26 protein-coding genes and 1 other annotated feature are annotated in these 25194 nt (G+C 34.8%); of the genes, 8 read left to right on the forward strand and 18 right to left on the reverse strand.

Annotated features, from left to right (window positions below; translation table 11 throughout):
- The 10 genes from PEPCATONIAE_RS07940 to PEPCATONIAE_RS07985 form a co-directional block, all read right to left on the reverse strand.
- Positions 1–930 carry an ABC transporter permease gene (locus tag PEPCATONIAE_RS07940; protein WP_218975534.1) on the reverse strand — a complete coding sequence of 310 codons (930 nt, stop codon included), beginning with the start codon at positions 928–930 and terminating at the stop codon, positions 1–3.
- Positions 931–1007: 77 nt separating this feature from the next.
- Positions 1008–2612, reverse strand: coding sequence for an ABC transporter substrate-binding protein (locus PEPCATONIAE_RS07945; protein ID WP_138160607.1), 1605 nt, complete (start codon positions 2610–2612; stop codon positions 1008–1010).
- A 303-nt stretch (positions 2613–2915) separates the two neighbouring features.
- Positions 2916–3905: a helix-turn-helix domain-containing protein gene (locus PEPCATONIAE_RS07950; RefSeq protein ID WP_138160608.1), complete on the reverse strand. Its 990-nt coding sequence runs from the start codon at positions 3903–3905 to the stop codon at positions 2916–2918.
- Between the two features lie 199 nt (positions 3906–4104).
- Positions 4105–4989, reverse strand: coding sequence for an AraC family transcriptional regulator (locus PEPCATONIAE_RS07955; RefSeq protein WP_138160609.1), 885 nt, complete (start codon positions 4987–4989; stop codon positions 4105–4107).
- A 201-nt stretch (positions 4990–5190) separates the two neighbouring features.
- Positions 5191–6015, reverse strand: coding sequence for a polysaccharide deacetylase family protein (locus tag PEPCATONIAE_RS07960; protein ID WP_138160610.1), 825 nt, complete (start codon positions 6013–6015; stop codon positions 5191–5193).
- A 1-nt stretch (position 6016) separates the two neighbouring features.
- Positions 6017–6871 (reverse strand): polysaccharide deacetylase family protein, encoded by an 855-nt coding sequence (locus PEPCATONIAE_RS07965; RefSeq protein ID WP_138160611.1) that lies wholly within the window; start codon positions 6869–6871, stop codon positions 6017–6019.
- An 8-nt stretch (positions 6872–6879) separates the two neighbouring features.
- On the reverse strand, positions 6880–7602 hold the full coding sequence (locus PEPCATONIAE_RS07970; RefSeq protein WP_138160612.1) for an amino acid ABC transporter ATP-binding protein: 723 nt from the start codon (positions 7600–7602) through the stop codon (positions 6880–6882).
- A complete protein-coding gene (locus PEPCATONIAE_RS07975; protein ID WP_138160613.1) occupies positions 7577–8248 on the reverse strand; it encodes an amino acid ABC transporter permease in 672 nt (223 codons plus the stop codon). The genes PEPCATONIAE_RS07970 and PEPCATONIAE_RS07975 overlap by 26 nt, the downstream gene beginning before the upstream one ends.
- Before the next feature lie 51 nt (positions 8249–8299).
- Complete coding sequence (locus PEPCATONIAE_RS07980; protein WP_138160614.1) at positions 8300–9166, reverse strand: transporter substrate-binding domain-containing protein; 867 nt, start codon at positions 9164–9166, stop codon at positions 8300–8302.
- A 32-nt stretch (positions 9167–9198) separates the two neighbouring features.
- Positions 9199–9420, reverse strand: a binding site (T-box leader).
- A gap of 42 nt (positions 9421–9462) precedes the next feature.
- Positions 9463–10140, reverse strand: coding sequence for an aspartate/glutamate racemase family protein (locus PEPCATONIAE_RS07985; protein ID WP_138160615.1), 678 nt, complete (start codon positions 10138–10140; stop codon positions 9463–9465).
- Positions 10141–10384: 244 nt separating this feature from the next.
- Between PEPCATONIAE_RS07985 and PEPCATONIAE_RS07990 the strand changes: the two genes are divergently transcribed.
- From PEPCATONIAE_RS07990 to PEPCATONIAE_RS08010, 5 genes are read left to right on the forward strand one after another with little or no spacing between them, the layout of a single operon-like run.
- Positions 10385–11362 carry an RnfABCDGE type electron transport complex subunit D gene (locus PEPCATONIAE_RS07990; RefSeq protein ID WP_138160616.1) on the forward strand — a complete coding sequence of 326 codons (978 nt, stop codon included), beginning with the start codon at positions 10385–10387 and terminating at the stop codon, positions 11360–11362.
- The gene (locus tag PEPCATONIAE_RS07995; RefSeq protein WP_138160617.1) at positions 11359–11964 is read left to right on the forward strand and encodes an FMN-binding protein; all 606 of its coding nucleotides are present in this window, start codon (positions 11359–11361) and stop codon (positions 11962–11964) included. The genes PEPCATONIAE_RS07990 and PEPCATONIAE_RS07995 overlap by 4 nt, the downstream gene beginning before the upstream one ends.
- On the forward strand, positions 11965–12585 hold the full coding sequence (locus tag PEPCATONIAE_RS08000) for an NADH:ubiquinone reductase (Na(+)-transporting) subunit D (protein WP_138160618.1): 621 nt from the start codon (positions 11965–11967) through the stop codon (positions 12583–12585).
- Positions 12585–13169 (forward strand): NADH:ubiquinone reductase (Na(+)-transporting) subunit E, encoded by a 585-nt coding sequence (locus PEPCATONIAE_RS08005; protein WP_138160619.1) that lies wholly within the window; start codon positions 12585–12587, stop codon positions 13167–13169. The genes PEPCATONIAE_RS08000 and PEPCATONIAE_RS08005 overlap by 1 nt, the downstream gene beginning before the upstream one ends.
- A gap of 8 nt (positions 13170–13177) precedes the next feature.
- On the forward strand, positions 13178–14293 hold the full coding sequence (locus PEPCATONIAE_RS08010; RefSeq protein WP_138160620.1) for an NADH:ubiquinone reductase (Na(+)-transporting) subunit F: 1116 nt from the start codon (positions 13178–13180) through the stop codon (positions 14291–14293).
- A 57-nt stretch (positions 14294–14350) separates the two neighbouring features.
- Here the strand turns inward: PEPCATONIAE_RS08010 and PEPCATONIAE_RS08015 are convergent, their stop codons facing one another.
- The 5 genes from PEPCATONIAE_RS08015 to PEPCATONIAE_RS08035 form a co-directional block, all read right to left on the reverse strand.
- Positions 14351–15145 (reverse strand): metal ABC transporter permease, encoded by a 795-nt coding sequence (locus PEPCATONIAE_RS08015; protein WP_138160621.1) that lies wholly within the window; start codon positions 15143–15145, stop codon positions 14351–14353.
- On the reverse strand, positions 15142–15795 hold the full coding sequence (locus tag PEPCATONIAE_RS08020; RefSeq protein WP_138160622.1) for a metal ABC transporter ATP-binding protein: 654 nt from the start codon (positions 15793–15795) through the stop codon (positions 15142–15144). Before PEPCATONIAE_RS08020 ends, PEPCATONIAE_RS08015 begins: the two co-directional genes overlap by 4 nt.
- Positions 15792–16751: a metal ABC transporter substrate-binding protein gene (locus PEPCATONIAE_RS08025; RefSeq protein ID WP_138160623.1), complete on the reverse strand. Its 960-nt coding sequence runs from the start codon at positions 16749–16751 to the stop codon at positions 15792–15794. Before PEPCATONIAE_RS08025 ends, PEPCATONIAE_RS08020 begins: the two co-directional genes overlap by 4 nt.
- Positions 16752–16946: 195 nt before the next feature.
- On the reverse strand, positions 16947–17459 hold the full coding sequence (locus tag PEPCATONIAE_RS08030) for a flavin reductase family protein (RefSeq protein WP_138160624.1): 513 nt from the start codon (positions 17457–17459) through the stop codon (positions 16947–16949).
- A gap of 19 nt (positions 17460–17478) precedes the next feature.
- Positions 17479–18213: a YwaF family protein gene (locus tag PEPCATONIAE_RS08035; protein WP_138160625.1), complete on the reverse strand. Its 735-nt coding sequence runs from the start codon at positions 18211–18213 to the stop codon at positions 17479–17481.
- A 248-nt stretch (positions 18214–18461) separates the two neighbouring features.
- Between PEPCATONIAE_RS08035 and PEPCATONIAE_RS08040 the strand changes: the two genes are divergently transcribed.
- Both PEPCATONIAE_RS08040 and PEPCATONIAE_RS08045 read left to right on the forward strand, forming a co-directional pair.
- Positions 18462–18917, forward strand: a complete 456-nt coding sequence (locus tag PEPCATONIAE_RS08040; RefSeq protein ID WP_138160626.1) for a redoxin domain-containing protein — start codon at positions 18462–18464, stop codon at positions 18915–18917.
- 262 nt (positions 18918–19179) lie between these two features.
- Positions 19180–20094, forward strand: coding sequence for a cation diffusion facilitator family transporter (locus PEPCATONIAE_RS08045; RefSeq protein WP_246060460.1), 915 nt, complete (start codon positions 19180–19182; stop codon positions 20092–20094).
- 136 nt (positions 20095–20230) lie between these two features.
- Here the strand turns inward: PEPCATONIAE_RS08045 and PEPCATONIAE_RS08050 are convergent, their stop codons facing one another.
- The 3 genes from PEPCATONIAE_RS08050 to PEPCATONIAE_RS08060 form a co-directional block, all read right to left on the reverse strand.
- Positions 20231–20881, reverse strand: a complete 651-nt coding sequence (locus PEPCATONIAE_RS08050) for a DUF1361 domain-containing protein (RefSeq protein WP_138160627.1) — start codon at positions 20879–20881, stop codon at positions 20231–20233.
- A gap of 64 nt (positions 20882–20945) precedes the next feature.
- On the reverse strand, positions 20946–22829 hold the full coding sequence (locus tag PEPCATONIAE_RS08055) for an ABC transporter ATP-binding protein (protein ID WP_138160628.1): 1884 nt from the start codon (positions 22827–22829) through the stop codon (positions 20946–20948).
- Entirely contained in the window at positions 22816–24555 is a 1740-nt protein-coding gene (locus tag PEPCATONIAE_RS08060; RefSeq protein ID WP_138160629.1) for an ABC transporter ATP-binding protein, read from the reverse strand. Before PEPCATONIAE_RS08060 ends, PEPCATONIAE_RS08055 begins: the two co-directional genes overlap by 14 nt.
- 98 nt (positions 24556–24653) lie before the next feature.
- Between PEPCATONIAE_RS08060 and PEPCATONIAE_RS08065 the strand changes: the two genes are divergently transcribed.
- Positions 24654–25169: a phosphatase PAP2 family protein gene (locus PEPCATONIAE_RS08065; protein ID WP_180339376.1), complete on the forward strand. Its 516-nt coding sequence runs from the start codon at positions 24654–24656 to the stop codon at positions 25167–25169.
- The last annotated feature ends 25 nt before the right edge of the window (positions 25170–25194 follow it).

The following is a 25194-nucleotide window of genomic DNA, read 5'->3' on the forward strand; positions in this document are numbered from 1 at the left end:
TTACTCTCCTGTCGATACTCTGACTCTAGGGTCTATAAAACCATAAGCCAAGTCTATAATAAGGTTTGCAATTACGAAGACCACCGCTATATAAACGGTACATCCCTGAATTACAGGTATATCTCTTTTCATAATACCTTCTACAAGTAGGGTTCCTATACCGTTAATGGCAAAAACAGTTTCAACAAGTACTGATCCTCCAAGTATACTCTTAATTAGAGTTCCCATATAAGTAAGTATTGGGATTGCAGCATTTTTAAGTCCATGAATAAGAACTATTTTCCTTTCTCTAACTCCCTTTGCTCTGGCAGTTCTTATATAGTCCTGATTAAGGGCATCAAGCATATTTGTTCTTGTAAGTCTTGCTATAGAAGCACCGTATATAACTCCCAAAGAAATTGTAGGAAGTATATATGACCCCGGCGTATTGATACCTGATATAGGTAAAAGTTTAAGTTTAAGTCCGAAAACAAGTTGCAGAATCATTGCCAGAAAGAAAGACGGCATAGCCATACCCAAAGTGGATATAAGCATAATTATCCTGTCTAATATCTTCCCCCTGAAAACTGCTGCCAATAGCCCCATAACAAGGCCGAAAATTATAGAAAACACTAAAACAAATAGAGCAAGAGTTCCGGTAACTTTAAAACCTCTTGCCATTAAAGTTTTAATAGGAAGTTTTTGAAAATATGATTGCCCAAAATCTCCCTTTACAGCATTTTTTACAAATCTTATATACTGCTTAGGATAGGAGTCATTAAGACCCATTTGCTCTCTAATACGCTCTATAGTGTCAGCATCCGCCTTTTTTTCCATCATAACTGCAACAGGATCTCCAGGCGCAACATTTACCATTATAAAGGTTAAAAGAGTAACACCTATTAAAACTATAATAGTTTGTAATAGTCTGTTTATTGCATATCTACTCAAAATAACACCTCTGCATTAAATGTGATTTTAAATTATACCCCGAGAGTCTCGGGGTATAATTATTGTTTATTTTATTTTTACATTGACTTGTCGGCATTACCGAAGTTAATCATTGAGTCTATATAACTTACTCCTGATACCTTTGGTGATTGAAGATAATAGAATACCGGGTTATATAAAGGTACTACTGCGGTTTTGTCCTCAACAAGCATTTTTTCAAGTTTTTCATATATAGGCTTTCTTTGTTCTTCAGGAATTGATCTACCTTCAGTCATAAGTGCATCTGACTCAGGATCGTTCCAGTTAGATGAGAATAATTGAGATCCGTCTGAGAAGTAGAAAGTATATGTGAAGTTATCCGGATCCGGCATATCCTTATACCAAGTTAAAATAGGACATTGTACCTTTCCTGATTTACGAATATCTACATAAGTTGCTTGGTCTACTAAATTGATTTTTAAATTTATGTTGGACTTTTTAAGTTGCTCTTGAAGTACTACAACTATATCTGCAGCTTCATCCTTTTCAACTACATAGGTTTCAAGGTCGATTCCGTTAGGAAAGCCCGCTTCTGCAAGAAGAGCTTTAGCCTTTTCAGGATCATAGTTATTTGCTTCTCTATCTTCAGGGTGTCCCATAATTCCAGGAGGAATTACACTGTTTGCAGGAGTTCCATTTCCTTTTAGATAGCTATCAACTATACTTTGTTTGTCAATTGCATAGGATATTGCCTTACGAACAGTTGCATTGTCAAGAGGCGGCATGTTTACGTTAAGGTTAAGTGCTATAATACCCATTAAATCGACTCTTACAAGTTGATCCTTATACTCATTAGTTTTATAAGGTTCAACCATTTTAGTTTCCATTTTTACCAAGTCAAGATTGCCTGCTTCATATTCCATGGTGCTGGTGTTTGGATCCATATTGTAAATGTACAAGTCATCAATTTTTGCAGGTTCACCATGATAATCTTCAAATTTTTTAGCGTGCATATAATCTTTTCCTACAAACTCTTCAAGTTTATAAGGACCTGTTCCTATAAAGGTATCAATGCCCCACTTATCCCCTGCTTTTTCACAAGCATCCTTAGGATAAATCATCATTTGTTCACAGGACAGTACACTTAAAAACGGTGCATAAGGCATTTCAAGAGTAATGGTGAAATTATAATCATCAATAGCCTTAAATCCTGCCAAGGTATCAGCCTTACCTTCAAGCATATCCTTTGCTCCAAGAATCATATCACAAAGCCAGGTATTTAAGTTTTGAGTTGCAGGATCAAAAATCCTGTTAAGAGTAAATTCTACGTCCTTAGTTGTAAGCTCTGTTCCGTCATGAAACTTAATTCCCTTTTGAAGCTTAAAATTATAAGTAACTCCATCTTCAGTTGTAGGCATTTCTTCCAACAATACCGGTTTAAGCTCATACTTATCATTATAAGCAAGAAGCGGTTCACAAATGCTCTTTGCTGGTAGGATTACATCTGTAGTAGTATATTTATGTACGTCAAGTGAGTCCATATCAGGAAACTGCGCTGCAAATTTTAAAACCTTAGGCTCCCCTGAGGCTGCTTCTCCTCCGCCTGAGTTTGCGCTGTTGCCGGATTCCTTACTTCCACATGAAGAAAGAAGAAGTAAAGCTACCATTAACACTAATATCTTCTTAAAGTTTTTTCTTACCATAACAATCCTCCTTTAATTAAATGTCTATATACTTTATTAAAGCATTTTATAAATTATATAGATTTAATAAATTTCTGTCAATACCCTGCAAATGGCTAAGGCTTCTAAAAGGTCTTTAAACTGGCTTAAACATCTACTAATTACTTATGTATCATATAAATAAGTCCCTACAAGATATTTTAAAAGATATTTAACTAAGCTTTATTGACAAAATATTTAATCTATTTGTACCCCGTCTTTTTCCCTTTAATCTTATAAATTAAAAAAAGTAGTAAGAATTCTTACTACTTTATCCAACGGAATTTATTTTAATCTTAACATGTTAATTATTGAAATCATAGCCACATAGGTTACTCCCGCTATAGGCCAAACTATCCAAGTTATTTCCCATCTGAAGCTGATAAAACTCCAGCTTATATAAATTATCAATGCTATTGCCCAGTAAACCTTAGTAAAGGCTTCATTCTTTCTATCTTCTATCTTTCTCGTTCTGGTATAGTCACCTTCCTCTAAAAGAACATCATAGCCTCCCTTTCTTACAAGAACATTTATAATCATGTAGACACCAAGGGCAACAAGTACAAATAAGAAGGCAATACTTAAATTTTCATAGGCCTCATTTAAACCGAAGCCTTCCGTTAAAATTATAGGTATGGAACTTAGAACACAAAGGCTTACTCCTAAGGGAAGAACCTTTTTATAAACCGCCATGAATTTTTCTTTTTTGCTTTCTACTATTCCGTCTACCCCGTAATCTTTTGACAGATAATCATATTTAAGATAATCATACTTTGATATATTGACTCCTGTACTTATAAAAGTAAAAACTGCAATAGCCACCATTAAAATCAAAATCGATACTCCAATTGCTCCTGCCATGTCTTCAGTCATTGATATCTTTTTATAATTAGATAGACCGGTAAGCACTAATACTATTATAGGAGACAAAATACAAAGAGCCACACCTAAAGCAAGTCTTCTTGCCGCATCTTCAACTGCATCTAAATAATTGTTTGCCTCATTAAGACTTAAATTAGTTAACTTAACGTCTTCATAGCTTTCACCTTCATCAGGTAGATTTAAAGAATCCTCCTCAAGCTCATCCTTTAAAAGGTAGTCCGTACTTACTCCGAAAACTTTAGCTAAGGCTATTATTCTATCAAGATCAGGAATAGAAGTACCTCCCTCCCACTTTGATATAGATTGCCTCGATACATTAAGCTTCATTGCAAGCTCCTCTTGAGACCAGTTGTTTTCTTTTCTGTTTTTTAATATTTTTTCTCCAAGTATCATCTATCTGCTTCCTTTCTGTTAGTTTTGACTAAAGCTTAGCAAATAGTCCTCTTGCACTCCAGCAATCAGACTTTAAATCTTGTCAACTGACAGTTGCTTTTGTGATAAAAATCTTATTACAGACTATCTATCTAAATTATATCAAGAAGTCCCTTTACTCTTTGTAAAATAAAATATATAAATACCCGGATTATAAAAGCTACCTGTATTTTTTTCTCATTTTAAGAGGAGTTATACCCTTAATCTCCTTAAAGACCTTAATAAAATATGATTGAGAATTAAATCCTACTTTATAGGGAATTTCAGTAATATTTAAATCTGTATTAAAAATCAGCTCCACCGCTTCGTTTATTCTGTAGTTTATAATATATTTAAAAACTCCTTCTCCAAAATTTTTCTTAAAAAGTCTTGAGCACTCACTTCTTGAAAGCCCAATTTCATCAGCTAGGTCTCGAAGAGTTATTTTATCCTTATAATTATCCTCCACATACTTGACTATTTTTCTAAGTCTGCCGTTAGTTAATGAGTCCGGAGTTAGAGAGCTCTTATCAATAGTCTCTAAAATTTTTAATTGCCTATATAAAATCTCATATAGTTTTGACACTATTAAGAGTTCAAAAAAGTCGTCCCTTATAAAACTCAATCTATAAATATTTTCCAAAAGGTCTATAATTTCGGGGCTTTTTTCTCTATTTAAGATGCAGGCGGGTATGGCGGACTTAAATCCCATAGGCTCAATAAATTTTTTATATATGTAATCGTCCTTATCAACTGTCATAATATAAGGGCTAAAGGCAATGTATATATATTTTGAATTGTCCACTAAAGACTCTGACCTGTGAATTTGGTTGGTATTTATAAAAATACCTTCTCCCTCATTTATATAATACTTCTCTCCTGCCACCTCAAAGGCAAAGCTTCCCCCTGTAACAAGACTGAATTGAAAATCATTGTGATAGTGGTAGTTAATATGATTAAAGATTTTTTCCTTAAAAGAATTTTCCACAATTGTAACTGGAAATCCACCGGCAAGTCGAGGGAGAAATTCTATTATATCTTCAGGCTGTTTTAAAAGTTTTTCCATAGGATACCTCAATATATTTACATAAATAATACTATTTATTTATATCATAGCTTATTATTTATTGTTATTATACCTAATAATAGGTGATCTTATACCTATTATTATTAAATACTTAATATATCTTAACACAATATAAATAAAAAATCTCGATGCCGATATCCCTTGTCCCCCTTGGAGTATTAAGCTCGAGATTTTTATTTTTTATTTATTAATAAAGTCATAAATTTCCTTGCCTTTAGCAAAGAAGGTATCGCCAAGTTCATTTACATAGTCTAAAAATTCTTCCAACACTCCTATTCTCCCAGGACTTCCCATAGTCTGAGGGTCAATTTGCAAAACGTAAAGCAGTCCTCTTTTGTGATAGCCCAGATACTCATCTTTCCAGTTTGATAGCATTGATGTATAGTTGGAAATCCTACCTTGACCTTTTGGAAAGGCGGGTCTGTAGTTAAAAGCTAAATAGATAAAATCACTTATTGCCCACTGAATGGGAAGCTGTAAAATCTTTTTGCCCTCTCCTAAATCCATAAAATATGGCCTGTCATCATCATGTAGGTCACTTGAATAAACCATTCCCAAATCTCTGACTATTCTTAGTGTGTCCATAGTTAAATCTCCTTCAGGTGCCCTAAAGCCGACAGGTTTTTGTCCGCAGCTCTCCTCTATAAGCTTAACCGCCTTTGAAAGTCTTTCGTATTGCTCCTCATAGGAATAATGAGATAGGTTTTCATGTTCATAGCCATGGCAGGATATTTCATGACCACAAGAAGCAATTGTTTTTATTGATTCAGGATACTTTTCCGCCACCTTTCCGGGAACAAAAAAGCTTGCCTTTATTTTATAGTCATCAAATACCTTCAGCAACCTGTCAAGGCCGTGAGTCATGCCGTATATTCCCATGGATAGGGTTTTAGGCATATCCTTTGCTTTTTTATCAAGGCCCAGCCAAAAATACTCGGCGTCAAGGTTTACACTTATCATTGTTGCACTTTTCTTATTATTCGGCCACAATATTTCTGATCCCATATTAATCAACCTCCATTGGATAAGTTTTTCTCCACCAGTCTGAAATTTCCTTACCTGTTGCTATCCAAATATCTCCCTTTTCCTTAGCAGTTTTTAATATTTCTTCAAGAATCATTATTCTGCCTGGAGATCCTGATACCTGAGGATGCATTAAAGGAACCATGCATAAGCCGAATCTGTTGTAGCCCTTAAGCTCTCTTAAATAATTGTCCTGCATATTTTTATAGGATGATATCCTATCCTGACCTGCCGGCTCTGCAGGATACATACTGTAAGCCATACCTACATAGTCGTCCATTTCCCACTTGGATGGTATTTCTATAAGATCTGTAGTCTTACCATTAATCTTAGTATAGTAAGGCTTGTCGTCTCCTCTCATGGAGCTTGAGTACTTAAACCCTTCTCTTATAAGAATCTCAGGAGTGTTGTTTGCCCAATCTCCTGAGGGTGTTCTAAAGCCTGAAGGTTTTCTTCCTATTATGTTGTAAAAGGTGTCCTGAGCTCTTTCTATTATTTCTATCTGTTCAGCTTCGGTTTTTTCAACAAATCTCTCATGGTCATATCCATGATTACCTATTTCATGTCCCAAAGAATCAATTTTTTTAACCATATCCGGATTTGCCTTTGCCACCTGTCCGGGTATGTAAAAGGTGCCCTTTACCTGATACTTGTCTAAAACCTCCAAAATATATCCTACGCCTCTTTTAGGGCCATAGGCTCCTATTGATATGGCCTTTAATATTTTATCCGAATTTTTCAAATCTGAACTCATATTGTACCAAATAGACTTGCCGTCTACGTCAAAGGTAAGCATTAACGCTGACCTGTATCCCTTCGGCCATAGTATTTTTTCCATAAAACCTCCTATAATACCTTTTCCAAAAATGCCTTGGCTCTGTCTGACTTAGGTGAACTGAAAAATACATCAGGAGGCGCATCTTCTACAAGGACTCCTCCATCTAAAAATACTATTCTATCAGCAAGCTCTCTTGCAAAACCCATTTCGTGAGTTACAAGAACCATAGTAAGTCCCATATTAACCAAGTCCTTAATTACATTTAAAACCTCTTTAACCATTTCAGGATCAAGAGCCGATGTAGGTTCATCAAGTAGAAGCGCATTCGGTTCCATGGCAAGGGCCCTTGCAATAGCAACACGTTGCTTTTGACCTCCTGATAAGGTTGTGGGATAACTGTCCACCTTATCTGATAGACCTACCATATCAAGAAGCTTAAGAGATTTATCCCTGGCTTCTTTTTCATCCATCTTTTTAACCTCCCTAGGTGCATAGGTCATGTTCTCTATTACCTTCATGTGAGGAAAGAGATTAAAATGTTGAAAAACCATGCCGACCTTCTGTCTGATTTTCATAATATCGGTTTGTTTATCTAAAATATCCTCACCGTCAATAAGGATACTTCCGCTGTCAGGTAGCTCAAGCAAATTTATACACCTTAAAAGAGTTGACTTACCTGAGCCTGACGGACCGATAATAGCTACAGTTTCACCATCTTTAATTTTTAAATCTATGCCTTTTAACACCTGGTTGTTTCCAAATGATTTACACAGTTTGCTTATTTCTATCACTTTTATTAACCATCCTTTCAAGTTGACCGGCTAAAAGGGATATACCCGTAACTAAAATATAGTAAAAGACAGCCGATATTAAAAGAGGCTCAAAGGCCTTATAGGTTGCATTCATTACCATTTGTCCGGTTCTTAAAATATCCACCAAACCTATAGTTGACACAAGAGAAGTATTTTTTAACAAATTAATACTTTCATTTACAAGACTTGGCAAAATACTTTTCATAGCTTGGGGAAAAATAATATCCTTCATCATTTTATAGTAAGGTATAGCCAAAGACTCGGCAGCCTCCCATTGACCTTCATCTACCGCCATTATTCCTCCTCTTAAGTTTTCGGACAAAAAGGCGGCACTGTTTAAGGCAAAGGTCAAAACTCCGGCCTGCATAGAAGTAATTTTATAGTTGAAAAGTTGAGGTATGCCGAAGTAGGCTATCATTATTTGAACCAGCAAAGGAACCCCTCTGAATATTGAAGTATATACTTTGGCAAAGCCGTTAAAAAATTTATTATTTGAAATTTTACACAAGGTTAAAGGAATGGCTATTATAAATCCCAAGAGTAAAGATAGCAAGGTTGCAAGTAAGGTTACTCCTATAGATCTGTAATATAAGGGTAGATATTGCGTCATTGATGAAAAATCCATTTAGCTTCTCCTTTCTTTAAGAAAAACTTACGAGAATATATTAGTTAAACCCTAGTCACCTATATAAGCTTCTCCCAACCACTTAATAATTATTTCCTCCATTGTTCCGTTGTCAATAAGAGTCTTGATTTCTTTATTAAACTCTCCTACAAGCTCTGATCCCTTAGGAAAGGCTATGGCAAATTCAGGAGCTACACCTTCGTTAAGATCACTGTCTATAGGGAGCATAAATCCATCAAGCTCCGGATACTCTTCCAAAAATCCTCCAACTAAGGAACCGTCAGTTACCATTGCGTCAGTTCTTCCTGAAAGAAGCTCCTGAAGTACGGCAGGTTGACCATCAAAGGTTGTAACCTTTGCTCCTTCAATTTTTCTTGCAAGGTCCTCATAGGAGGTTCCTACTGAGCAGGAAATAGTCTTTCCCTTTAAATCATCAACAGATTTAAGACCTGAGTCCTTTTGTACTAAAAATCCTTCTCTTGAATACATATATCCGTCTGAAAAGTCCACGTTTTTAGCACGTTCATCTGTTGCAGTCATACCTGATACAACCATGTCTGCTCTGTTTGCTTGTAGGGAGCCTATAAGACCGTTAAAACTCATATTTAAAACTTCATAGGTAAAGCCCATATCTTCAGCCATTTTATCTATAAGGTCTATATCAAGTCCCTCATAATACTCTTTTCCATTTTCGTCAATTGCTACAGTTTCAAAATTCTTAAAGGAAGCGCTCATGGCAATTATAAAGTGTTTGCCTGAAAAGACCTTGTCCCCATTGTCACTTGCTTCTGAGCTTGTACTTGTATTTGCGTTTGTCTTATTATCTGCTTTATTTGTTTCTCCTTCGTTTTTTCCTCCACAGGCTGTTATGCCTACCATTAGTAATAAAATCGTTAATATACTTATAATCTTTTTCATAATGTCCTCCCTAATAAAAAAAATCGCCTCTAAACAGAGGCGAAAATATCCACGGTACCACTCCAATTAATCACTAGGTGATTATCTCAAAACAAGTTAACGCATGTTAAACGTGAATCGATACTCAAGGCTTCTTTTTGTCGATTCATTCTCCAAGGCTCTCTTTCATTTTCCAGGCACCTGTTGACTTTCACCTTCCACAACTCTCTATAAAGGGTCCTAAGAAAAATACTTTTCCTCTTCAAAGAATATTTCGATAATAATATAATATACCTGCTTATTTGTCAACTAATATATTAATATTTTTTCCCGGGATAGGGATAAGATATTTTGCTGTGACTGAGCTTCTCTTTTACAAGCATCTCCAGGGTAAGGACCATGGTAAAACCCGGATCCACTACAGGAAGTCCGCACTCTCTTGAAAGGTCTTTGCCCATACCTGTCCAAGATAGACATCCTAATATAACTACCTGGGCTCCTTTGGCCTTTAAATCCATAATTTTATCCTTAAGTTCAATTTTTATATCCTTCTTGCCTTCAACTGCCGCAATTGAATGAAGCCTATTTGAAAATCCCAAGGATCTTATAAAACTTCCCTTTGATGGAATACGCAAGGGGTCAGTTGTTATTAATGAGAAATTGTATCCCAACTGACAAGCTAAGCTAAGAGAGCTTTGTGCTCCTCCTACTACAGGTATTGTCAATGCTTCCCTTAAAGCTATTATACCCGGATCGCTGAAGCAATATAGACCCAGTCCGTCATAACCTTCTTCCTCAGCTTTTTTCCCTAATTGTAAAATTTCTCCTGTTGCTATTGCAACATCATAGTCCGAATCTATGTAAACCTTTGTCTTTGTGGGGCAGGTCATGGAAATTTTCGTATCATTTCTTGTAACCTGTCCAAGTAAGTCTTCTCTTTCTTTTAGTTCCTTATTGCTTAAACCATAGTCCGGGTTAATTATTTTTAATTTCATTTAATCATAAGTCCTTATTTTTATATCATCTTAGCTACTAAGTTACTTATTATACTAAACTATTATCTACAATTTTAATACTATAATTATTTTGTATAATCATACAATAAGCTTATTGTTTATAGTAGAATGTAGTTTAAGGATAATATTTATTAATCCTTTCCGAAATATTATTTACAGTTAACCGGCAATAGAGTCGGTTAATTAAGTAAAAATAATTACTATATTGTTAGGCGGTGAAAAAATGTTTTCGGCTTATAAAAAATATTTTTTAAAACAGAAGATGATGAGATCTGTTATGCTTGCCCTTTTACCTATAATTATATTTTCAGTATATAATTTCGGTTGGAAAGCCTTGGCCCTTTTGGTATTTAATATTTTTGTTGCCCTTATAGTTGAATTTATATGTGAAAAGAACCTATACAAAAAAAATAAAATATCTGAAGCTGCTATAATAACGGCATCTCTGTACACAATGACCCTTCCTGTAAGTATACCCTTCTGGATGTCGGGTCTTGGAATTGCCTTTGGACTTTTTTTCGGTAAGGAGGTCTTTGGGGGCTTCGGCAAAAATGTATTTAACCCCGCTCTTGTAGGTAGAGTTTTCATTTATGTCAACTTCCCGGTTCCTCTTACTATTCACTGGAATGAAGCTGCAAAGGGACTAAGCTCTTTTACCCGCTGGGTAAATCCTGCTATAGATGCAGTCTCTACTGCAACACCTATGCTGGCATTTAAAAATGCAGGAGAAACCGGCAACCTGTTTAATCTTTTTTTAGGTAATATTCCCGGAGCAATAGGAGAAACCTCCAAGCTTCTTATTATTTTAGCTGCTATTTATCTGATTTGGAAAAAAGTCGCTTCAAAGGAAATTATCCTATCAACAGTTATAGGTTTTCTAGTAACGAGTTTATTCTTTAATCTTATAGGTGCAAAGTCAGTTCCTAATCCTCTTTTCGGGTTAATGACTGGAGGTTTTCTATTTGGAGCTGTATTTATGGCAACAGATCCCATATCCGCACCTAAAACCAATGAAGCAAAAATTTTCTATGGTCTTATTATAGGAATGGTGGCAGTTATTATAAGAGGATTTGCTCTTTTCTCAGAGGGTATGATGTTTGCGGTGCTTATAGGAAATATCTTCGCTCCAATTATGGACTATGTAGTTCGCAGCAGAAAAAAATCAAAAAAATTAAAAAAACAAGAGGAGGCTGCTAAATGAAAAAAAATTCAATTGCTTATTCCCTTGTCTTTATGCTTATACTATCCGGTCTTTTAATATTTGTTTTAGCCTTTCTTAATAAGATTACCAAACCTATAGTGGATTTCAACTCTGAAATAGAGCTTAAAAGCAAGATACTTTATATATTTAATGTGCCTGTGGATTCCCAGGAGCCTGAAAAAATTAATCAAGCTTTTTCAGACAGGGTTGAAGAAAAAGATTATAAGGGAACAAAATATTATGTTTTAAAGGAAGCTGGAGAGGAAAAGGCTTATGCCGTTCCATTTACAGGTCCGGGACTTTGGGGAACTATTAGCGGTTATATAGGCGTTGATAAAGATTTTACCAAGGTCTTAGGTGTAGACTTTACAGAGCAAAGCGAAACTCCCGGTCTTGGAGGAAGAATATCTGAGCTTCCCTACAAGGAGCAGTATAGAGATATAGACATATCAGACTCCGAAGAAAATGAATTTATAATTAACAAACCCGCCCCGGGAGGCAACATAGATGCCATTGCCGGTGCAACTCAAACCTCAAATTTTGTTACCGACATGATTAATAAGGATTTAAAAGCCTTTATTGAAGAAGGAGGTGCCAAGTAGATGAAAAATTTTAATAAAATTCTAAAGAAAGGTATTATTTCAGATAACCCGGTTCTTATTCAGGTAATTGGAATTTGCTCGGCTCTTGCTGTAACAAACCTTGCCATGAACTCATTGATAATGGGGCTGGCTCTTACCTTTACAACGGCACTGTCCTCATTTATAATTTCAAGTCTTAAGGACCTTACTCCCAAGCATATAAGAATGGTTGCCCAAGTTTTTATAATTTCATTTTTTGTAATTATAGTAGACCTGTTCCTAAAGGCCTATATGCATGATATGAGTAAAACCTTAGGACCCTATGTAGGTCTTATAATTACCAACTGTATTATTATGGGTAGAGCTGAAGCCTATGCTATATCAAACAAACCTCTTGACTCTTTGGTAGATGGTTTTGCTGCAGGTATAGGATATACTCTTGTTCTTTTATCTATAGCTATAATAAGAGAGCTTTTAGGATTTGGAACTATATTCGGTCTTAAGGTTATGCCTGAAGGTTTTGTTAAGTGGACTCTTATGGTAATGCCTCCGGGAGCTTTCTTTATACTTCCAATAATTATGTGGCTGGCCCACAATGCCCTTAATAAGAAATCAACAGGTAAAGAAGGGGGGAGAAAGTAATGTCAGTACATCCTCTAGTAATATTTTTTGCATCAATTTTTACAAGTAACATGATCTTTTCCAATTTCTTAGGAATGTGTTCCTTTATTGCCGTAAGTAAAGAAATCGAAACGGCAACAGGACTTGGTATAGCAGTTACTTTCGTTTTAACAATTACTACAGTTTTAAATTACTTCGTATATAAACTGTTAATTCATTTCGGTCTTGAATATTTAAGGTTTATAGTTTTCATTATAGTAATTGCCGCCTTTGTTCAAATACTTGAAATGGTAATAGAAAGATACTTTGAAAATCTTTATTACGCACTTGGAATCTTTTTGCCCCTTATAACTGTAAACTGTGCCATCTTAGGTGTTTCACTTTTTATGGTTATTAGAGATTACAACTTTATGCAGTCCCTTTTCTTCGGTTTCGGATCAGGACTGGGTTGGGCACTTGCCATTATTTCCATGGCGGGTATAAGATCAAGAATTAACGAGAACAACTTACCTGAAGGTCTTAGAGGTGCACCTATTACTCTTATTATAACCGGAATTATGGCACTTGCCTTTATGGGCTTTTCAGGAATAGTTTCCATTTCCTAGGTGATAATATGAATGAACTATTAACTACAACCTTAGTTATAACTGCCATTTCCGTAGTCCTCGCTTTAATACTTACCTTAGCAAATAAGTATCTGGCAGATTACGGCAAGGTTAAAATAACTATAAACAAAGAAAAAGAATATGAAGTTGACGGCGGAAGCAGTCTTTTAAGTTCTCTGGTTGGTCAAGGGATTTTTATACCCTCAGCCTGTGGAGGTAAAGGATCATGCGGCTATTGTAAAGTAAAAGTTCTTAATGGAGCTGGACCTGTCCTTGCTACGGAAAAGCCCTGGCTAAGCAAGGAGGAATTAAATGACAAGGTTCGTTTGTCCTGTCAGGTTAAGGTTAGAAACGACATTGAAATACAAATCCCTGAAGAGCTTTTTAATGTTAGAGAGTATGAAACAACTCTTGTAAAGAGAGATTTAGTTACTGATAAAATTGCCCATGTAAGATTTGAGCTGCCTGAAGGTGAAACAATTAATTTTAAACCCGGACAATTTATGCAAATAAAGGCTCCAGAATATGCCGGCACAGATGAATTTGAAGGCAATGATGAGGAAGTCTTTAGAGCCTACTCCATAGCTTCATCAATTAAAGATACCAAGCATGTGGAATTTTTAATAGGCTATGAAAAGGGTGCCTGCTCCACCTACATTCACAAGGTATTAAAGGAAGGGGACAAGGTTATGATTAACGGTCCCTATGGAGATTTCTACTACCATGACGATGATGCAGATACAATTCTTTTAGTTGCGGCAGGTACAGGCTTTGCGCCTATAAGATCCATCCTCTATCACATGAGAGATCAGGATATTAAAAAGAAAACAAGATTTTTCTTCGGAGCAAGAACTCCGGCAGACCTACCCCTTGTTGATGAGATGGAACAATTTGAAAAGGATTTAGCAGACTTTAAATTTATACCTACCTTGTCAAGGACCAAGCCTGAACATCACTGGGAGGGAGATACAGGACACGTTGACGACTCCATAGACAAGTATGTTGACGGTGAAGGTAAATATTCCTGCTACCTTTGCGGTAACCCAAAAATGATAGCATCAATTGTTGAAGCACTTCACAAGAAAAATATACCTGATGACAGAATCTTCTTTGACGAATTTTAAAAATCAGACAAGATAAAACCTCGACTTTTTATAAGCCGAGGTTTTTTATTAGAAAATTTAATTTTTCTTTTTAAGTATTAAAATCGCCATTAGGGTAACAAGTCCTATCATCACTATGGTGCCTCCGGGCTTTAAGCCTAAGTAAAAGGATGCGACAAGTCCCGCCACAGTAAAGACAAGTCCAAAAAGTGAACTTAATACTAAGGTTTTAAAATAGCCAAGCTCAAAGGCCATGGCACAGCTTACCGGTACAACTAAAAGGGAGGATACAATTAATACCCCTACAGTTTTTGCCGATATAGATATAGTTACAGCAATAAGGATCATAAATATTAAATTTACCCTATCAACATTTATCCCGGAAAGCCTTGCAGATGTTTCGTCAAAGCTTATGTGACACAGGTCCTTATAATAAATAATAAAAAGTATAAAAATCAAAAGGGCTGCTATAGAGATTAAATAAAACTCCGAGTCTGGTGCTGCTATAATTGAACCGAATAAAAAAGATTCAAAATTTGCAGCCTTTGTTACAAATCCCGAAAGCATAGATGCGAAACCTATACCGAAGCTCATAACTATAGCAACTGAAATCTCTCCATAAGAAGGGAACTTCTTTCTTATAAATTCAAGGAGAATGGCTGCTACAATACACATAACTATAGCGCCAAGAGTTTCTGAAAAACCGAAGAGCAAACCTAAAAGCACCCCTGATAAGCTTACATGGGACAAGGCATCTCCAATTACGGATATTTTTTTATTTACCACTACAAGACCCATCATGGGTATTAAAATCCCAAGTAAAAATCCTATTATTAATGCTCTATTCATATAGCTGTAAGAAAATATACTCATGGTCTTTCCCTCAAATTCAACTTTTTATCTTCTAAAAGATAAATTGATTCTGCGTAATTTTTAATGTCATCATCATGACTTATTATAAGTATGCTGATTTTATGATACTTGTTTAAATGTTCCAAAAGATGGTAAAGGTCACGCCTTCCTTCTCTATCTATTCCGTTTGAAGGTTCATCCATAACTATAAGCTTAGGATGAGAAGCGAGGGCTTTTGCTATTAAGACCCTTTGTCTTTGCCCTCCTGAGAGTTTATAATAAATAGTATTTTTATAAGCCTCCATTCCCACTTGTGATAAAGCATTTAGAATTCTTTCGTCTTTTTCTTCTCTTCCCTTAAAAAGTCCCCTTGTCTTTATACTAAAACCCACAAGCTCTCCACAGGTTATGGGAAAATTATAGGAGGACCCAAGTCCTAATTGCGGAACATAAGACAAGTCCATATATCCCCTATTAAGGTTTAACTTCACCTGACCTGACTCAGGTTTAAGCTCTCCTAAAATCAATTTAACAAGAGTTGATTTTCCGGCCCCGTTGTCTCCGAAAATAACTGCAAACTCTCCTTCTTCTATATTTAAATTTATTGAATCTAAAATCTTATCTCTCCCATAGCTAAAGGAAAGATTTTTTACTTCAAGAATGTTTTTCACTTAAAAGCCTCTAATAAATTAGATAAGTTTTTTTCCATTACTGATATATAATCTTCTCCACTGTCAAGCTCCTCTTGAGAGAGTCCTTCTATAGGATTTAAGACTAAGGTCTTGGCTCCTGTTTCAGCAGCAATGGTATCAGATACCTTTGTATCTAAAAGCTCTTCAGTAAAAATAACCTTTATATTATTTTCCTTAACAAAATCTACAATTTCAGCCATGGTTTTTGCATCAGGCTCTCCCTCTGCATTAATGCCGGATATACCTAATTGCTCAAGTCCGTACCTTCTACATAGGTAGCCGAAGGCTTCATGACTTACAACTATTTTTCCACCCTTATAGTCCTTTAATTCCTCTTGATATTTTTTGTCAAGCTCTTCAAGCTTAGCCTTGTAGGTATTAAAGTTTTCTTCATAAAAATCCCCGTTGTCAGGATCAATTTCCACTACTGCATTTTTAATGTTTTCCATTTCTATTATGGCATTTTCAGGGTCAAGCCAGGTGTGTGGATCATAGGCTCCATGATGGTGCTCTTCCTCTTCTTCTTCATGGTCGTGGTCTTCATCTTCATGATTGTCCGCCTTTATAAGGTCAACTCCTCTACTTGCTTCTACAGCTACAAGGTCTTTATTGTCTATGGCACCTATAATTTTATCTGCAAAGCTTTCAAGACCCGCTCCATTGTAGACAAATATATCCGCATTTTCCATGCCCTTTAAAACATTTGTATCAAGTTCATAGTCGTGAGGCTCTTGACCTACAGGGACTATTAATTCTACATTAAACTTATCTCCTACTATTTTTTTTGTAAAATCGTAAACAGGGTAAACTGACGTATATATAGTTTTCTTATCACTGCCTGTTTCACCTTGTCCCTCTTGTATAGTAGCTTGCTTTTTTCCGCAGCCTGTGAAAACTAACAGCGTGGCTAATAATATTATTGTAATTTTTTTCATTCTTTCCTCCTGGTGTAAAATTTTATTTTGTCCTACAACCTACAATAAAAATTTATACCAAAGAGAAAAGTCCTTGTAAAGGCTTTATTGCATGAAATTTGCTTCATATTTAGCCATTTACGTCTGTTAAATAAAAATAAGCACTTACCTTTAAGGCCCTTAACCTTAAATAGTAGGTGCTTATTCCAAAGTATTTTATTTTTTAAGTACCTTCACTATTCGTCCTATATACATGGTGTGAAAGTCCTTTTCAGGATAATTTTCTTTAATTATACCTTTGTCTACAAAACCCTCTTCTAAAATAGGAGCGGCATAAAGCTTCCTGCAAATAAAAACAAGCTCCGCCTCTTTAAAATAAAAAGTTCCTTCGTCAAACTCAGGACTTAGTCCTGATAGCTTTATTTTGTCTTCATCTCTACCTGAGTGGGATCCTAAATAGGCAAGGGATTTTTTATAGTCCTTGGAGAAAAAGGACAAGGTGAAAAATTCCTCCCTATCTAAAAACTTCTTAGTGTATCTTGAAGGTCTTATATAAATACTTACTGCAGGTAGAGAATCGGTCCAGATAGCTCCCATTTGACCCCAACTTGCCGTCATAGTATTATATCCCTTATCTTTATTTCCGGCACTTACAAGCATCCAATCCTTTCCTATAAGGGTCATTGGATTAAAACTTAATTCTTCATAAGATATTTCCTTAAAAGACATAATTACCTCCTGAAATTTTTTAAGACAAAGCTTTTTTTCTTAAACCTCTACCTACATAATATACAGCTAAAAGTCCCAAGTTATAAACTCCCAAAACTATTAAAAAGTATAAAGGATAAGGCAATTTTAAAAATAAATCTTCCATTATGGGACTTCTCTCCAAGTAAGCATAGTTGGCATCAAAGAATATATTTGTCAGCTTACTTATAAGTAAAACCCCATTTGCAAATTTAAAAATAAAAGGCAAATCTCTCCTGTCAAAGTCATAGTCTTCCACAAAAATAAAAATTAGAGCCGTCCAAAAAATCAAAAAATGAGTTGCAAAAAAATTTATGTACATAGCATGAGGAAATCTATAGTGATAAAGATCGGGAGCAAGCATAGGTAATATTCCTCCTATCAGACCCCAATAGACTGTCATAGCTCTAAACTTTTTTGAATTTAATGCTATAGCTATAAACCCTGTATAAAGAGAGGCCCTACAGGTGTATAAAGGAAAGGCCTCTTTAAAATCCCTTGGCATTATAGCTAAATGAAAGTATAAAAAGGCAGCCTGATCTAAAATTATTCCCACTAGAATAATATATTTAAGTAAACTGTAAAGCTTTTGATTTTTTTTGATTTTATCCCTGTAAAGGTAAATTAAAATCCCGGGGATAATCATAAGGACCAGCATAAAAATATGCACCTTGCCAAAGGCTTTAAATTTAAAATTATCTTCTTTCTTTCTAAAGAAAAACTCCCAAAAATCCATAGCAGCTCCTTTTTATTGCCTAATTTTTATATTTATACTTAACTGAAAAAATAAATCTTTTCCCAAAATCCTATTTACTTAAAGTTAAGGACAAGAAACTACTTAAAATCCTTTCTTGTACTCTATTTATCTTATTCTTAATACTATACAACTAAGGAGATTAAATTAACCACCGAATTTTATTATAACTGTTTGGGTAGCTATTAGTTAGATGTTTTAATTTTATTTTATACCATAAGGAGGTATTTATGTTTATAAAGGTTGGAGATAAGGCTCCAGGTTTCGACTTAGTAGATCAAAATGCAAATCACATTAAATTGGAGGACTTAAAGGGCAAAAAGGTTTTACTTTCCTGGCATCCTCTTGCCTTTACCGCAGTGTGTACAGATCAAATGAGGGACCTTGAAAGAAACTATAAAACTTTTGAAGAAAACAATGTTGTGGCTTTAGGTCTAAGCGTTGACCCTCAACCTGCCAAAAAGGTTTGGGCCTCTTCAATAGGCCTTAGTGATTTAAGTATTCTTTCAGACTTTAAGCCCCTAGGCGAAGTATCGAAAGCCTATGGAGTTTTTAGAGAAGAGTCTGGTGCATCTGAAAGGGCAAATGTGCTTATAGATGAAAAGGGAATTGTTATTTGGGCAAAGGACTATGACCCTAAAAAATTACCGGATATAAATGAAGTCCTTGAAGAAATAAAAAAATAAATTTTAAGGCTAGCGGCCTTTAACTGTTTTTTTAATATCCTCTATCGGAATGTAGAGGATATTTTTTATTAAAGCCTTTAATAAATATATAATTTGAAATTTTAAACAGCTCCACGACAAATAGTCTTTTAAAAATTATTTTGATTTATTAAGTTTTTAAATTTTTAACTCCATTGACAAGTTATAATCCTGTGATAGAATGTAGTTTATGTTTATCAATTAGCGCGTATTATTGATAATAATATTCAAAGGAGAGATAATATTGGAAAATAGAAATCAAGATTTAAAAGAAGGTATAATCCTTTCCATGTGGACCTTTGCTATAAACTTTGGTCTTGGACTTATAAAGGTAATAGCAGGACTTATAGGATCTTCAAGTGCCATGATGGCTGACGGAATGCACTCATTTTCAGATTGTGTTACTACTGTTGCCGTAATATTCGGTCTTAAAATTTCAGCCAAAGATGCAGATAAGGGACACCCTTATGGCCATGAGAAATTTGAACTTGTCTTTGCAAAAGTATTAAGTGTTATTTTATTTGCAACAGCTTTAAAAATAGGCTATGACGCAGTTTCAGTTATAAAAAATAATTCATATTCAGTTCCTGGACTTCTTCCCCTTGGAGCTGCTTTAGTTTCAATTTTAACTAAGGAGATAATGTATAGAGTAACTATTAAAAAAGCTCGTAAAATTAAATCCGTATCTATGGAAGCTGACGCTTGGCACCACCGTTCAGATGCCCTTTCATCTGTAGGCGCCTTTTTCGGTATTATGGGAGCAAGATTAGGTTTCCCTATTCTTGACCCTATAACAGGTATACTTGTTTCTCTTATAGTTATGAAGGTTGGAATTGATCTTTATATGCAAAGTGTCAACGGTCTTGTAGATGAGTCTGCAGGAGATGAGGTTGAAAAGGAAATTGTAAAACTTGCATCTTCAGTACCCGGGGTTGTTAGTGTGGCAAATCTTAGAACAAGAACTTTCGGTTCAGCAGTTTATGCAGATATAGCTGTAAGAGTTGACGGAGATATAAGCGTTACTGAAGGACATGATATATCTACACAGGTTCATAACAAGGTTGAACATAACATGAACAACATAAAACATATTATGATTCACATTGAACCTGCCGATGAAAAACATACTTCAAAAATAACAAATGAAAGTTTTTCTTAGAAGTATATTCTAATTAATTTTAGAATATTTATAATTTAATAGATTTTTAAGTCTGAAATTAAAAAAAGCGGCTGCAATTTTGAAAATCACTTCGAAATTGCAACCGCTTTTTTTATTATAAAATTTTAAATATTAACTATTCGGACTTAAGATTTGCAAAAAGCAAAATTATAAAAAAATGAATGCCTGCAAAGGTAGCAATAAGATAGTAGTCATTTATACTTATATCTTCCATAACCTTGGTAACAATTTCTACAAGCTTAAATACATCCCAAGAGTTAAATCTTAAAAACCTTCCTATATAAAGGGCAACTCCCGTAATTAAAGACATAAGAACCAAAATTATAAGCTCGGCAAACTTGTAGCCATAGCATTTAATGGTCTTAAGTATATTTATAAAGGTTTCAAAGGCAAGAACCATTGAAAGAGTAATCATCCCTGTATCAACTGCAAGCTTAATCCAGTTTAAATAGTTCATATTGTAGGAAACCTTGCCGGCGGATTTAATTACATAATAGTTGGCCGTGTTTATATGTATAAAGTCAGTAAACATATAGATACAATTCGGATAAAAGGCAAGGGTGGCTAAAAAACTTAAAATAGTTATAAGAACGCTCTTTTTTATCTTTGCAAAATTTGAAAGAATATAAGCTACAAAGCTTAAGCCTCCATTATAAATAAGGTAGTATCTGTTTAAGTTAAAGTAAACTATTATTCCACTTAGGCCTATATAGAAAATTATATAAATTATTATTTTTTTTAAATTTTTTACAGATGAATTGTTCATAAAATCTCCTCTCTTGTATTTTAAAAGCAAGAAAGCCTTTAGTCAACAAAATTTAAGAGCCCGACTAATCGGACTCTTCAAATCCTCCTGTATATAATTTGTAGTAAACTCCCTTTTGCCTTAGAAGATCTTCATGATCTCCTCTTTCTATTATCCTACCCTTTGACAAAACGATTATGGCATCTGCATTTTTTACTGTAGAAAGTCTATGGGCAATAACAAAGGTAGTTCTTCCCTTCATAACCTGGTCCATAGATTCCTGAACCAGCCTTTCAGTACGAGAGTCTATACTTGATGTTGCCTCGTCAAGTATAAGCACCGGCGGGTCATAAATCTCCGCCCTTGATATTGATAAAAGTTGAGCCTGACCTTGGGATATGTCTAAGTTGCTACCAGATATTTCAGTTTCATAGCCTTGAGGCAAAATTCTTATAAAGTCATCAGCCTGACACTTTTTAGCAGATTCTATAATTGTCCTTTCATCTACCTCTCCCTTACCATAGGCAAGGTTATAATTAATCGTTCCGGAAAATAAATTGGTATCCTGTAAAACTACACCTAAGGATCTTCTTAAATCATACTTTTTTATATCCCTAATGTCTATTCCGTCATAGCTTATAGTGCCTGAATCTATTTCATAAAACCTGTTAATTAAATTTGTAATAGTCGTCTTTCCGGCACCTGTTTCTCCAACAAGGGCAATTTTTTGTCCGGGCTTTGCATAAAGGGAGATATTATTAAGAACCATATTTTTACCGTCATAGGAAAAGGAAACATTATCGAACCTTATATCTCCTTTAAGCTCCGTTAAGCTGTTATCCTTAGAATTTTTCCAGGCAAAGAGACCCTTGTCTTCATCGCATTCCACTAAATCTCCATTAATCCTGCAAGCTCTTGTCAAGGTAACAAAGCCTTCATCGCCTTCAGATTCTTCATTAAGCATTTCAAAAATACGAATACATCCTCCAAGGGCACTTGCCACTTGATTCATTTGTTGAGATATATTTCTTATGGGACCTCCAAAGTTTTTAGAAAGCTGAAGAAAGGATGCAATGGTACCTACAGTTATGCCGAACATATTATTTATTGCAAGAAGTCCTCCCACTATTGCCAAAAAAGCATATTGCATATTGCCTATATTAAAAACTATAGGTATTAAAAACAAGGAGTATCTGTTAGCCAAGGTAGTGTTTTTGGCAAGCTCATTGTTTATTTTTTTAAAGTCCTTAATTGTATCCTCTTCATGTGAGAAAACCTTAATAACTTTTTGTCCGTCTATTGTTTCTTCAACAAAGCCGTTCTGCTTTCCCAAGGATGTCTGAAGCTTTAAATAGTACTCGGAAGATTTACCCCCTACTGTATTTAAGGTATAGAGTAAAATCGCCATAGACACTACTACTACAAGAAATAAAACAGGAGAAGCTATTATCATAGCAACAACTACAGCAATTATAATTACCAAAGATGAAAGCAAACTTGGAAAAGTATTGGACATTAACTGCTGCAGGGTATTTATATCATTGGTATAAATACTCATAATATCTCCATGAGACCTTCTGTCAAAATAGGAAATAGGAAGAGTCTGCATGTGAGTAAAAATTCTCGTTCTTAAATCCTTTAAGATGTTTTCTGATATATCCACCATCATTCTTGAATAGACTATAGATGCTGCTACTCCACTTAAATAAATAAAACCGAACTTTATTAAAAGATTTATAAGGGGTCTATAATCAGCTACAGCCTGAGTCATCATTGGAGTGATGTGATCGTCAATAAGTATTTTTAAAAATATGGATGGTAAAATTCCTACAAAGCCTGACCAAATAACTAAGACTATTATTAGGATAAACTTGAAGCCTGACTCCTTAAAAAACAAATCTAATATTTTTTTAATGGCCTTTCGATTTTCAGGAGATGTGATTTTTGCCTTATTTTTATTTTTGCTCATCAAAATCTCCTCCTTCTCTTTGGGTTTCATTAATATCCTTATAAATTGCGCTGATTCTTAAAAGCTCATCATGACTTCCTATATCGACTATCTCTCCCTTATCCATTACAATAATATAATCACAGTCCTTAATGGACTTTATCCTTTGAGATATAATGATTCTTGTCATATCAGGCCTATCTTTATTAAGAGCCTTTATTATGTTGCCTTCAGTTTGAGTATCAAGGGCTGATGTAGAGTCATCTAAAATCAATATTTTAGGATTCTTTAAAAGGGCTCTGGCAATACAAAGCCTTTGCCTCTGTCCACCTGAAAAGTTTGTACCTCCCCTTTCAACATGGGTATCATAAGCTTCTTTATTTTCCATTATAAAGCTGTCGGCTTGGGCTATCTTAGCAACCTCCCTAACCCTTTCAAGGGAAGCCTCCTTATCTCCCCAGCGAAGGTTTTCTATAACACTTCCTGTAAAAAGTTGATTTTTTTGTAAAACTACCGCTACTTGGTCCCTAAGGGCTTTTAAATTATACTCCCTTACATTAATTCCTCCTACCTTAACTTCACCTGAAAAGCTGTCGTAAAGTCTTGGAATAAGATTTACAAGAGATGTTTTTCCTGAACCTGTAGGGCCTATAATACCAACCTTGTCTCCGGACTTTATCCTAAGATTGATATTTTCCAAAACACACTTGTCCTTCTTATGAGCATAAGAAAAGCTTACCTTGTCAAATTCTATTTCACCATTTTCAACTGTTTTGATTCCCTTTAAATTTAAGTCCATGGAAGGTTTATGATTTAAGACTTCAACTATACGATCCACACTGTTTTTTGAAATTACAATTTGAATAAGAACAAAGGACAGCATCATTAAGGAAATTTGAATTTGTATGGCGTAGGTAATCATACTTAAAAGCTGGCCTGTCATTAAGGTATCCTGTAGAATAAACCTGGTGCCCAACCAAGCTATAATAAGTGTAATAAGGTACATGCAAAGCTGCATAAGAGGATTGGCAAGTGCCATAAGCTTAGATGCCCTTACATTGTATTTATATAGGTTATAAGAAACCTCGTTAAACTTATCCACTTCATGATCCATTTTGTTAAAGCTTTTAACAACTCTTATAGCTGAAAGGTTTTCTGAAACCTGTGTATTTAATTTATCTATTGTTTCAAAAATAATTTTAAAAATCGGACTTACCTGAGAAAAAATATAAAATATTCCAAGACCTATAATAGGAAAAATAATTACATAATTTACTGCCAAGTCCGGTTGAATTTTAAGAGCCATAAACATGGCGAAGACTATCATAAGAGGTGCCCTTATGGCAAGCCTTGTACTCATTTGAAAGGCGACTTGTACGTTTTGCACATCAGTAGACATTCTTGTCATTAAGCTTCCAGTTGAAAACTTTTCAATGTCTTCAAAGGCAAAGTCTTGAATTTTTTCGTAAATGGCAAGTCTTAAATTTTTTGCAAAACCTGCAGAGGCCTTTGTTGCAAAATAACCTGATGCAATTCCCGTTGCCAGTGCTACAAGAACTGCAAGAACAAGTAAAACTCCTATTTTTATAACATCACTTTGAGAAGATAATTTTATTCCTCTATCTATAATTAAACTCATAAGATAAGGTATAAGTATATCCATAAAAACTTCTATAACTACAAATAAAGGCGACGCCAAAGCGTACTTTTTATATTCCTTTACATAAGATAAAATTTTTTTAATCATAGCCCACCCTGTTTATTAATGATAATATGTTTATAATGAGTATAATTATATCACTAAGAAAAGTTTTATTCAGAAACTCGAAACAACAAGGAGATGCAATGGAAAGATTTATTTTAGATACTATAGCCAAATCAACAAACATCGTTTTTAATAACTTTGCAATAGCCTTACACCTTTTAGGCACAGCCGGCATTGCCTTTGTAGTACTTGGACTTATTCTTATTATTAAAAAGGAAACAAGGCCTATGGGTTTTCATATAATACTTTCATTAATCCTTTGCCTGGTATTTGGAAATATAATTTTAAAACCTTCCCTTGCAAGAACAAGACCCTTTATTAAATATAAAAAACCTATTTTAATAAGTCCTCCCAAGGATTATTCCTTTCCCTCAGGACATACCTATGCATCCTTTGCAACGGCTTTTTCAATTAGAAGCTACAATAAAAGCTTTTCAAATTTTATGCTTATACTGGCATCACTTTTTGCCTTTTCAAGACTCTACCTTTATGTGCACTACCCTACAGATATTTTAGGAGGTATAGTCCTCGGCTATATATGCTCAAAGCTTTCCGAAAAGATTATAAAAAAGTTTTTTAGTAAGAAAAGCTTCTAACTATATTCTTACTTTAAGTTTACAT

This window comes from Peptoniphilus catoniae, assembly GCF_901447155.2.
Lineage (GTDB): Bacteria > Bacillota > Clostridia > Tissierellales > Peptoniphilaceae > Peptoniphilus_E > Peptoniphilus_E catoniae.

Excerpts from the sequence above, each read along its gene's own strand:
- PEPCATONIAE_RS08010 (WP_138160620.1), top strand. The coding sequence starts at position 13,178 with ATGAATGAACTATTAACTACAACCTTAGTTATAACTGCCATTTCCGTA.
- PEPCATONIAE_RS07985 (WP_138160615.1), bottom strand. The coding sequence starts at position 10,140 with ATGAAATTAAAAATAATTAACCCGGACTATGGTTTAAGCAATAAGGAA.
- PEPCATONIAE_RS08000 (WP_138160618.1), top strand. The coding sequence starts at position 11,965 with ATGAAAAATTTTAATAAAATTCTAAAGAAAGGTATTATTTCAGATAAC.
- PEPCATONIAE_RS07960 (WP_138160610.1), bottom strand. The coding sequence starts at position 6,015 with ATGGGATCAGAAATATTGTGGCCGAATAATAAGAAAAGTGCAACAATG.
- PEPCATONIAE_RS07980 (WP_138160614.1), bottom strand. The coding sequence starts at position 9,166 with ATGAAAAAGATTATAAGTATATTAACGATTTTATTACTAATGGTAGGC.
- PEPCATONIAE_RS08030 (WP_138160624.1), bottom strand. The coding sequence starts at position 17,459 with ATGTCTTTTAAGGAAATATCTTATGAAGAATTAAGTTTTAATCCAATG.
- PEPCATONIAE_RS08025 (WP_138160623.1), bottom strand. The coding sequence starts at position 16,751 with ATGAAAAAAATTACAATAATATTATTAGCCACGCTGTTAGTTTTCACA.
- PEPCATONIAE_RS08050 (WP_138160627.1), bottom strand. The coding sequence starts at position 20,881 with ATGAACAATTCATCTGTAAAAAATTTAAAAAAAATAATAATTTATATA.
- PEPCATONIAE_RS07955 (WP_138160609.1), bottom strand. The coding sequence starts at position 4,989 with ATGGAAAAACTTTTAAAACAGCCTGAAGATATAATAGAATTTCTCCCT.
- PEPCATONIAE_RS07965 (WP_138160611.1), bottom strand. The coding sequence starts at position 6,871 with ATGGAAAAAATACTATGGCCGAAGGGATACAGGTCAGCGTTAATGCTT.
- PEPCATONIAE_RS08005 (WP_138160619.1), top strand. The coding sequence starts at position 12,585 with ATGTCAGTACATCCTCTAGTAATATTTTTTGCATCAATTTTTACAAGT.
- PEPCATONIAE_RS08015 (WP_138160621.1), bottom strand. The coding sequence starts at position 15,145 with ATGAGTATATTTTCTTACAGCTATATGAATAGAGCATTAATAATAGGA.
- PEPCATONIAE_RS07975 (WP_138160613.1), bottom strand. The coding sequence starts at position 8,248 with ATGGATTTTTCATCAATGACGCAATATCTACCCTTATATTACAGATCT.
- PEPCATONIAE_RS08060 (WP_138160629.1), bottom strand. The coding sequence starts at position 24,555 with ATGATTAAAAAAATTTTATCTTATGTAAAGGAATATAAAAAGTACGCT.
- PEPCATONIAE_RS07990 (WP_138160616.1), top strand. The coding sequence starts at position 10,385 with ATGTTTTCGGCTTATAAAAAATATTTTTTAAAACAGAAGATGATGAGA.
- PEPCATONIAE_RS07995 (WP_138160617.1), top strand. The coding sequence starts at position 11,359 with ATGAAAAAAAATTCAATTGCTTATTCCCTTGTCTTTATGCTTATACTA.
- PEPCATONIAE_RS07945 (WP_138160607.1), bottom strand. The coding sequence starts at position 2,612 with ATGGTAAGAAAAAACTTTAAGAAGATATTAGTGTTAATGGTAGCTTTA.
- PEPCATONIAE_RS08040 (WP_138160626.1), top strand. The coding sequence starts at position 18,462 with ATGTTTATAAAGGTTGGAGATAAGGCTCCAGGTTTCGACTTAGTAGAT.
- PEPCATONIAE_RS08065 (WP_180339376.1), top strand. The coding sequence starts at position 24,654 with ATGGAAAGATTTATTTTAGATACTATAGCCAAATCAACAAACATCGTT.
- PEPCATONIAE_RS07950 (WP_138160608.1), bottom strand. The coding sequence starts at position 3,905 with ATGATACTTGGAGAAAAAATATTAAAAAACAGAAAAGAAAACAACTGG.
- PEPCATONIAE_RS08035 (WP_138160625.1), bottom strand. The coding sequence starts at position 18,213 with ATGGATTTTTGGGAGTTTTTCTTTAGAAAGAAAGAAGATAATTTTAAA.
- PEPCATONIAE_RS08055 (WP_138160628.1), bottom strand. The coding sequence starts at position 22,829 with ATGAGCAAAAATAAAAATAAGGCAAAAATCACATCTCCTGAAAATCGA.